Below are 6,318 nucleotides of genomic sequence, written 5' to 3'. Positions count from 1 at the left end.
TGAGCCAGGATCAAACTCTCCAAGAAAGTTGATTAGCTCATAAATGTTACGTTGGCTTAGTTTCAATTGAAACTAATAATTTTTTGTTTGTTGACGTTTTTGTTTGTTTAGTTTTCAAAGATCAATTTTTCTCTTTCGCTCAAAAGCGACTTTATAATCTTACCAAGTTATCAACTGAAAGTCAATAACTTTTTTTATTTCTTTTTTTCAATCGTGTTACTGTCTCGCAGCAACAGATATTAATATACCACCATTATTAATTCAGCGCAATAGTTTTTTGTGTTTTTTTACTTAAAAAAGTGAAAAAGGATTCAAACACTTCCTTTGTAACTAATAGTAAGAAAAGCGCAAGCGGCCGTTAAGCGGCGTATGGACTGGAGCTCTTTGACTGAGATAAAGGAAACACGGAGAGCGATAGCGATCCGATGTTGACTTATCGTAGGGAAAAGGGCGAAGTACACTAGACGCTGGCCGCTGGAGCTGGACAATTCTCAAAGTCAAAAATTTTATACTTTCTTATCTTTAAATAAAGTGCCGGCGGGTACCGGCACTTTAATACAATTAACGATGACGCATTAATGGGAATAACAGTACGTCACGGATAGATGGGGAGTTGGTTAACAGCATAACTAAGCGATCGACTCCAATTCCTAATCCTCCTGTTGGCGGCATCCCATATTCTAATGCCTCAACAAAGTCTTCATCCATCAAATGGGCTTCGTCATTACCTTGTTCACGCTCCATTAACTGCGCTTCAAACCGTTCTCTTTGGTCAATTGGATCATTTAATTCTGTAAAAGCATTTGCATGCTCACGCGCTACGATAAACAATTCAAACCGATCGGTGAATCGTGGATCTTCGTCATTTTTCTTTGCTAACGGTGAAATCTCCACTGGATGTCCATAAATAAAGGTAGGTTGGATTAACTTTTCCTCTACTTTCTGCTCGAAGAACTCATTCACAATATGACCATATAACATATTATCGTTAATTTCGACCTCATGTTCTTTAGCAAGTTCGCGTGCTTCTTCAACACTCATTTCTTTCCAGAAATCAGCACCTGTATATTCTTTAATTGCGTCTACCATATGGAGTCTTTTCCACTCTGGTTTAAGATCTACTTCATAATCTCCATATGGAATCGAAGTTGTTCCTACTACTTCTTGAGCAATATGGGCAATTAAATTTTCAGTAAGGCTCATGATATCGCGATAGTCTGCATATGCTTCATAAAGCTCAATCATTGTAAATTCTGGGTTATGACGGGTTGATACACCCTCATTTCTAAATACACGGCCAATTTCATAAACCTTTTCGAGACCGCCGACAATCAAACGCTTCAAATGAAGTTCGATGGCAATTCGCATGTATAACTCCATATCAAGAGCATTATGATGGGTAATGAAAGGACGTGCAGATGCGCCGCCTGCAATCGCATGCATCATCGGGGTTTCAACCTCCAGATAACCATGGCTATCCAGATAGCGCCGCATTGACTGAATGATCCGGCTGCGGGAAATAAAGGTCTGTTTACTTTCTTGGCTCATAATTAGATCCAAATAACGTTGGCGGTACCGCTGCTCAACATCTTTAAGACCATGGAATTTATCCGGTAATGGCCGAAGCGCTTTTGATAAAAAGGTAAAGTCTTGAACTTTCACCGAAAGTTCACCCGTTTTGGTTTTAAATACAATTCCAGTTGCTCCGATAATGTCGCCTAAGTCAGCGGAATTGAAAATTTGATACTGTTCTTCCCCAACAGCATCTTGCCTAACGTAAATTTGAATTTGTCCTTTTAAATCTTGAATGTGGGCAAAGCCAGCTTTCCCTTTACCGCGCTTTGTCATGATCCGACCGGCTATACTAACAGTAATATTTTTACTCTCTAGCTCTTCATTTTCTAATTCTCCATATTGTTCAAGCACTTCAGCACCGTAGTGGGAACGATCAAAACGCTTACCAAATGGATCTAGACCATTTTCACGCATTGCGCTCATTTTTTCACGTCTGACCCTTAATTGGTCATTTAATTCTTCCTGACTCATGATTAATTCAACTCCATTACTTTCTTTTTTATGTAAAACGTAAAGAATACTCACCGATTTTTTTTACATACTATATTATTTTACACAAACTTGAGAATTCAGACATCAAAAAAGTTTTTAATAGAATAAAAACTGCCAGTCATTCCACCGGCAGCCTCCGTTAGTAATCAACAGCATTTAGAAAATGAGAATAAGGAAGGCAAACTCAACCAACTATCGCCTGGCTTTGCTCCTTTTCTTCTACCTCAATTACCAAATCGGTTAACAAGGATACTAAATGTTCTCTTGTATTGCACTCATTAATAGCATTACGGACTCTAGCATTACCGCGAACACCTTTTAAATACCAAGCCGCATGCTTACGCATTTCTCGGACCGCTATATCTTCATTTTTCAGAGCAATCAATCGATCTAAATGAAGGATGCAGACATCCATTTTTTCACGAACAGATGGCTCACCCATTAATTTACCTGTTTCTAAATATTGAACCGTCCGGTAAATCATCCAAGGATCCCCAAGGGCCGCTCTACCAATCATGACTCCGTCGACACCTGTTTCATCGAGCATTCTCTTGGCATCTTGCGGTGTTTGGACATCACCGTTTCCAATAATCGGAATGTTAACGGACTGCTTTACCTCACGAATAATATCCCAATTTGCTTTTCCCTCATACATTTGTACCCGTGTGCGTCCATGGAGAGAAACAGCCTTTCCGCCTGCCCGTTCAACTGCTTGGGCATTTTTGACGGCATAAATATGTTCTTCATCCCACCCCATCCGCATTTTCACGGTAACAGGTTTTTCCACCTCTGCGACAACAGCCGAAACCATTTCATAAATCTTATTGGGGTCAAGCAGCCATTTTGCTCCGGCATCACATTTTGTGATTTTCGGAACTGGACAGCCCATATTGATATCGATAATATCGGCATTCGTGTTTTGATCAACAAATTTCGCTGCTTCAACAAGTGTTTCTCTTTCACCACCAAAAATTTGCAGGCTTAACGGTTTTTCACGCTCATCGATATAGAGCATATTCATCGTTTTTTCATTTTTATAAACGATTCCTTTGTCGCTGACCATTTCCGCACAAACTAACCCGGCTCCGAATTCTTTAACCGTTAGACGGAATGCAGAGTTACATACACCGGCCATTGGAGCCAAAACGACTGGATTCTTCATTTCAATATCGCCAATTTTCAACATCTAACAACCTCCTATTCTATGTTCTAAAATAGATTTTACCTCATTGAACTTCGATAACAGCCTAACATCAGCGCTTAGCGACGAATGAGCTTCGCTAACCGGGCGCTTCCGCTTTATTCTTTTGGTGCTAAATCATCTATTGTTATTTTTAAGGAATGAGCAATTCTCTCAAGTAAATCACCTGCTGGCAGGCGGTTACCTCTTTCAATCTCCCCTAAAATCGATACAGATACACCTAGTTCCCTCGAAAAGCTCTCCTGTGTGTAACCTTTCAGCTTCCGATAGGCTCGAATACGTCTTCCCCATTTTTCTGCTTCCATATTCGGACTCCTTCTTTATCAGGTAATTCAGCTAACATTTGGTTAAGAGGCTTTTCCATCCACAAAAAAGCAGGCTTCACTTCGATAAGTGGAATTAATACAAACGCCCGCTCAAACATCCTTGGATGTGGAACAATAAGCTTCTCTGTTTCAATATTTTCTTGGTTATATAGAAGAATGTCAAGGTCAATTGTTCGCGGACCCCATCTTGTTTCCCTTTTTCTCCCAAGTTCCAACTCCGTTTTTAAACATCTATCTAATAATTCATTTGCATCCAAATCAGTGGTAACCTCAATCACCATATTCAAAAATAAATCCTGATCTTCATAGCCAACTGGATCTGTTTCATAGATAGAGGAAAAATTCGCCAACCGTATGTCTGCATAACTAGTCAATTGTTTAATTGCCTTCGTTATATTATCATAACGGATTCCTACATTCGAGCCAAGAGCAATAAATGCTGTGTTTTCCACTTTTATCTTCCCCTTGTAATTTCTACGGCAACAGACTTGTAATGACCAGGAATGGGCGGATCCGGTTTAATTACTTTTACCGTGACATCGGATATGAGTGGGAATCCATTCAGGACACTCCCAGCAATTTTTTCCGCAACAGCTTCGACTAATTTATATGGACTTCCTTCTACGATTTCTTTACACAATTGATATAACTCACCATAATGGACCGAATATTCCAACTCATCGGTCTCCCCGGCCCTTTTCAAATCAACAGAAACCGATAAATCCACTGTAAAACGCTGCCCGAGCACTTTTTCTTCCGGAAAAACTCCATGGTAGCCATAAAACTCCATCCCATTTACATATATTTTATCCAATGAATTCACCCTTCCCCATCATAGCATCCATCATTTGGGCCATTCTGCTCATTTCCTTGACATCGTGAATACGAATGATTTGACAGCCCTTTTGAATCCCGTAGCAGACCGTTGCACCAGTACCTTCCATTCTTTCTTCAATTGGAAGATTTAATGCTTGTCCAATTATGGTTTTACGTGATGTTCCTAAAAGGACAGGGTAGCCAAGCATCACGAGCTTATCTAAATTTTGCATCATAAGCAGGTTTTCCTGAAAGTCCTTGGCAAAACCAATTCCAGGATCTAAGATAATATTCTCATCCTTGACTCCAGCTTTTTTTGCAATTGCGATGCTTTCATACAGGTCATTAATTACATCCCTAATAAATAATTGATAATTTCGGTCATGACGATTATGCATTAAAATAATAGGTACTTCATACTCGGCTGCAACCCGTCCCATCTTTTCATCCGCTTTTGCTCCCCAAACATCATTAATAATATGGGCACCAGCCTCTATAGCTTGTTTCGCTACCTCTGCTTTATAAGTATCAATAGAAATTGGTATTTGAACATGATCGGAAATGGCTTTGATAATTGGAATCACCCGCTCAAGTTCTTCCTCAACGGGAACAGCTGCAAAACCCGGGCGTGTGGACTCCCCGCCGATATCAATGATATCTGCACCGTTTGCTACCATTCCTTTCGCACGTTTCACAGCACTTTCAACTCCATTGAATTTACCGCCATCTGAAAAGGAATCTGGAGTGGCATTTAATATTCCCATCACAATTGTTTTTTTTGTAAAGTCCAAGGTAAATGGACCACACCGGATTTGTTCTTGGGCTGATTTCATTCCATAGTCCCCCAAAGCTTTTTTTCACTCATTTTATCATACCTAAACAATCATTGGTTTACAAAAAAAGAAGCATCGGCAATCGCCAACGCTACTGTTAATTTATTTATTAAACTTCATATTGGTATAGCTGTGTGCTTAGGTAACGTTCGCCGTTATCAGGGATAATAGCAAGTACCTTTTTACCTTTTCCTAGTTCCTTCGCTACTTTTAATGCTGCGTGTATAGCTGCTCCTGAAGAAATTCCACCAAGAATCCCTTCTTCTCTTGCCGCACGTCTTGCCGCAGCAAATGCTTCTTCGGTACCAACTTGAATAATTTCATCATATATATTGGTATTGAGGGTATCAGGGACAAATCCCGCCCCAATACCTTGAATTTTATGGGGACCTGGTTTACCGCCAGATAATACAGGGGAATCAACTGGTTCAACTGCATATATTTTGATATTTGGAAACTTTTCGCGAAGCACATCTCCAGCACCCGTGATTGTTCCGCCCGTTCCGATTCCTGAAACAAAACCGTCTACTTGATCCATTTGTTCAACAATTTCTTTACCTGTCGTTTTACGATGAACCTCAGGATTGGCTTCGTTCTTAAATTGCTGCGGCAGAAAATACCCATGTTCCTTTACAAGTGCTTCAGCCTTGGCAATTGCCCCTTTCATCCCTTCTGGTCCAGGTGTTAACACCAGCTCAGCCCCATATGCACGAAGCAGATTTCGTCGCTCTAAGCTCATTGTCTCAGGCATAACAAAAACGGCTTTATATCCCTTTGCTGCAGCAATCATCGCTAGCCCAATACCTGTATTTCCGCTCGTAGGCTCAATAATCGTATCAATATCTGGCTTAATTAACCCCTGTTCCTCAGCTGCTTCAATCATCGCTAAAGCGATTCGGTCCTTAACGCTACTGCCAGGATTAAAATATTCAAGCTTTAAATATACCTCTGCACTGTTTTCATCTACTAGTCTGTTTAGCTTAACAATTGGTGTTTGGCCGACTAAATCGGCTACTGAATTTGCAACACGAACCATAAAGGGCACCTCTATTCCGAGTATTTTTATTGGATTTAT

The 6,318-nt window shown here is 40.3% G+C and carries 7 protein-coding genes; all 7 read right to left on the bottom strand.

Going from position 1 to position 6,318, the window contains the following annotated elements; all coding sequences use genetic code 11:
* Nucleotides 1-561: 561 nt before the first annotated feature.
* The 7 genes from lysS to cysK all read right to left on the bottom strand — a co-directional run bounded on the left by lysS (nucleotide 562) and on the right by cysK (nucleotide 6,279).
* On the bottom strand, nucleotides 562-2,046 hold the full coding sequence (lysS, locus tag M5A78_RS21825) for a lysine--tRNA ligase (RefSeq protein WP_248737388.1): 1,485 nt from the start codon (nucleotides 2,044-2,046) through the stop codon (nucleotides 562-564).
* Nucleotides 2,047-2,251: 205 nt separating this feature from the next.
* Nucleotides 2,252-3,253 (bottom strand): tRNA dihydrouridine synthase DusB, encoded by a 1,002-nt coding sequence (gene dusB / locus M5A78_RS21820; RefSeq protein WP_248737387.1) that lies wholly within the window; start codon nucleotides 3,251-3,253, stop codon nucleotides 2,252-2,254.
* 113 nt (nucleotides 3,254-3,366) lie between these two features.
* On the bottom strand, nucleotides 3,367-3,573 hold the full coding sequence (locus M5A78_RS21815) for a helix-turn-helix domain-containing protein (RefSeq protein WP_248737386.1): 207 nt from the start codon (nucleotides 3,571-3,573) through the stop codon (nucleotides 3,367-3,369).
* On the bottom strand, nucleotides 3,525-4,046 hold the full coding sequence (gene folK / locus M5A78_RS21810) for a 2-amino-4-hydroxy-6-hydroxymethyldihydropteridine diphosphokinase (RefSeq protein ID WP_248737385.1): 522 nt from the start codon (nucleotides 4,044-4,046) through the stop codon (nucleotides 3,525-3,527). Before folK ends, M5A78_RS21815 begins: the two co-directional genes overlap by 49 nt.
* Nucleotides 4,047-4,048: 2 nt before the next feature.
* A complete protein-coding gene (gene folB, locus M5A78_RS21805) occupies nucleotides 4,049-4,408 on the bottom strand; it encodes a dihydroneopterin aldolase (RefSeq protein ID WP_248737384.1) in 360 nt (119 codons plus the stop codon).
* The gene (gene folP / locus M5A78_RS21800) at nucleotides 4,401-5,243 is read right to left on the bottom strand and encodes a dihydropteroate synthase (protein WP_248737383.1); all 843 of its coding nucleotides are present in this window, start codon (nucleotides 5,241-5,243) and stop codon (nucleotides 4,401-4,403) included. The genes folB and folP overlap by 8 nt, the downstream gene beginning before the upstream one ends.
* A 109-nt stretch (nucleotides 5,244-5,352) precedes the next feature.
* Entirely contained in the window at nucleotides 5,353-6,279 is a 927-nt protein-coding gene (cysK, locus tag M5A78_RS21795) for a cysteine synthase A (RefSeq protein ID WP_248737382.1), read from the bottom strand.
* Between the last annotated feature and the right edge of the window lie 39 nt (nucleotides 6,280-6,318).

The sequence above is a fragment of the Neobacillus rhizosphaerae genome, from assembly GCF_937468385.1.
GTDB lineage: Bacteria > Bacillota > Bacilli > Bacillales > Cytobacillaceae > Neobacillus > Neobacillus rhizosphaerae.
This window is presented reverse-complemented; position numbering and strand designations above follow the sequence as displayed.